This window comes from Mycobacterium sp., assembly GCF_039583785.1.
Taxonomy (GTDB): Bacteria; Actinomycetota; Actinomycetes; order Mycobacteriales; family Mycobacteriaceae; genus Mycobacterium.
Genome location: NZ_JAVKSG010000182.1, coordinates 1 through 2,191 on the forward strand (window position 1 = coordinate 1; position 2,191 = coordinate 2,191).

Genomic DNA, 2,191 nt, shown 5'->3' on the forward strand with positions numbered 1-2,191 from the left:
ACAACACCGCCTGCAGCTCCCTCACCAGGAAAAACAGCCCGGTAGGGCGCATAACCCCGCCGTCCGCCTAATGTCTCAGATCGTGCAGGCGGGGGCGTGCCCTGCCGCGTGGGATGAGCCCGGCAGCCTCGCGGACTCGTGTGAACGAGGACTGGAATGACACGTAGACGTATCCGGTCCCCTTGCAGGTCACGAAGACCGGTCCGGCCGGGTCGGGGCGGGTGGCCATCCGGGCAGGCAACGCGATGTACTGCAGGAGGGCGTCCGTCGTCGACGGGTGCACCGGGACGAGCCGCTCGTGCGACTTCGCGGCCTTGATGGTCAGCAGGTCGTTGCGCTGGTCGATATCGTCGACTCGCAGGTTCAGTGCTTCGCCGATCCTCAGGCCGGTGGCGGCGAGCAGACCGATGACGGTGCGCAGGGTCGCAGCGATCCGCTCGTCGGCGAACTCGCTGTCGCAGGCGGCAAGCAACGCATCGATGTCGTGTTGGCTGTAGATGAAGGGAACGGCTCGGGGCTTGCGGGCTGCAAGCAAGCCACTGGGGATGATGGGGACCTCGACATCGTTGGCGTGCAGGTAGGCGGCGAAGCGGCGCACCAACGACAACCGGGTCGCCCACCAGGAGGGGTGCGCGTCGGGGTTGAGCCGGGCCCATGTCACGGCATCATCGATGGTGAAAGTCTCTGTTTGACCGCGGTCTTCGAGCCAAGTGCAGAACAAGCCGACTTGGCGTTGGAGGTCGTTGAGCTGGAATCCGAGAGACCGGCGCAACTGCAGGTACTCGTCGAGTCGTTCCCGCAGTCTCGTCGTCATCGCGGCACCTGCCCGAACGGGACGACCAATTCGCGCAGCGATGTGAGGTCGACTTTCGCGTAGGCCATCGTGGTGACCGTGTAGGCGTGGCCCAGAAGCTCCTGAGCTTCGGACAACGTGCCACCCGCGGCCAGCACGCCCATCGCGGCGGTGTGCCGCAGACGGTGCGCGTAGATCCGGTCGATCCCCGCCAGATCCGACAACCGGGCGATGATCCCCGAGATGCCCGATGTCGTCATCATCTGTCGTGGTGCCCGTAGTCGCACGAACACGGCTCGGTCCAGGGCGGGCGGCCGCTGCCGTAACCACGTCTCCAATGCCTGACCTACATCGACCGGGAGCGGCAACGAATGCTCGCGACCCTTGCCGGTGACCCTGAGTTGTCCACTTGCCCAGTCGATATCGTCAAGCCTCAGGCGGGCAGCCTCACCGGCACGTAGGCCAAGGCGTACCAGGATCGTGACGAGCGCCCGGTCTCGCGCCCCGAGTGCGGTGGCCGGATCGCACACGCCCAGCAGGGCCGCGACCTGATCGGTGCCCACACCCCGCGGCAACGATCGCCGCGTCCCGGCAGATCTGAGGATCCCGCCGCTCAGGTCCCGGTCGAGGCGGCCGGTGCTCAAGGCCCACCGCAGCAGGCAGCGGACCGATCCGAGGATGTGAGCACGCGCAACAATGCCGTAGGGGCGTCCACGCTCAGCGACGTACGCGTTGACGATCGATGCGTCCAGCTGCCACCACTGCACCGACCCGTCAGCCGCCATCAACACCTCCAGAAGGCCGGCCGCGTAGTGACAACGGGCCGCGATGGTCTTCTCGGTCAGGTCGCGCTGCTCACGCATCCACGAACACCAGGCCGCCGCCACCAACTGCGCCGGAGTGGGCGAATCAGCTTGATCCCCAGTAACACTCAGATAGCCGGTAGCCGTCAAGAACTTGCCGACCGTGCTGATCCACCGCTTCACTGTGCGGCATGGAAGATCTCGGGATCCCTCCACTTCGAGGAACCGGGCAAGCAGATCCTTGTCGATGTCATCGACCCCGGCGCCGACCATCTGCATCCACCAGCTCAGCCGTTCCAACACGTTCACGACCGCAGCCGCCGAACCCGGCGAATAGCCCAGCCCTGCCAACCATCTCGAACACTCGCCCAGCACCAACGGGGCCAAAGGGCCTACCGGGGTGCGCGGGACCCGAACCGGATACGACCGGGCCGTCGGCGATCTCTTCGTCACGGACCTCACCTCCAGACAATTTCCGTGCCTGAAGCGTGACCCCGACTACGCAACTATGCCGACCTTTTGCACCTCGACAGCGCCGTTGGCCCGCACCGTCGCAGGAACTGTCGGCATATTCTCGGGGTCGGCATAGGACACC

The 2,191-nt window shown here is 65.8% G+C and carries 2 protein-coding genes; both read right to left on the reverse strand.

Going from position 1 to position 2,191, the window contains the following annotated elements; all coding sequences use genetic code 11:
- Positions 1–67 precede the first annotated feature (67 nt).
- Positions 68–814, reverse strand: coding sequence for a tyrosine-type recombinase/integrase (locus tag ABDV69_RS21165; protein ID WP_343577768.1), 747 nt, complete (start codon positions 812–814; stop codon positions 68–70).
- Positions 811–2,049, reverse strand: coding sequence for a tyrosine-type recombinase/integrase (locus ABDV69_RS21170; protein ID WP_343577770.1), 1,239 nt, complete (start codon positions 2,047–2,049; stop codon positions 811–813). Before ABDV69_RS21170 ends, ABDV69_RS21165 begins: the two co-directional genes overlap by 4 nt.
- Between the last annotated feature and the right edge of the window lie 142 nt (positions 2,050–2,191).

Coding starts and splice junctions, on each gene's coding strand:
- ABDV69_RS21165 (WP_343577768.1), bottom strand. CDS start 814: ATGACGACGAGACTGCGGGAACGACTCGACGAGTACCTGCAGTTGCGC.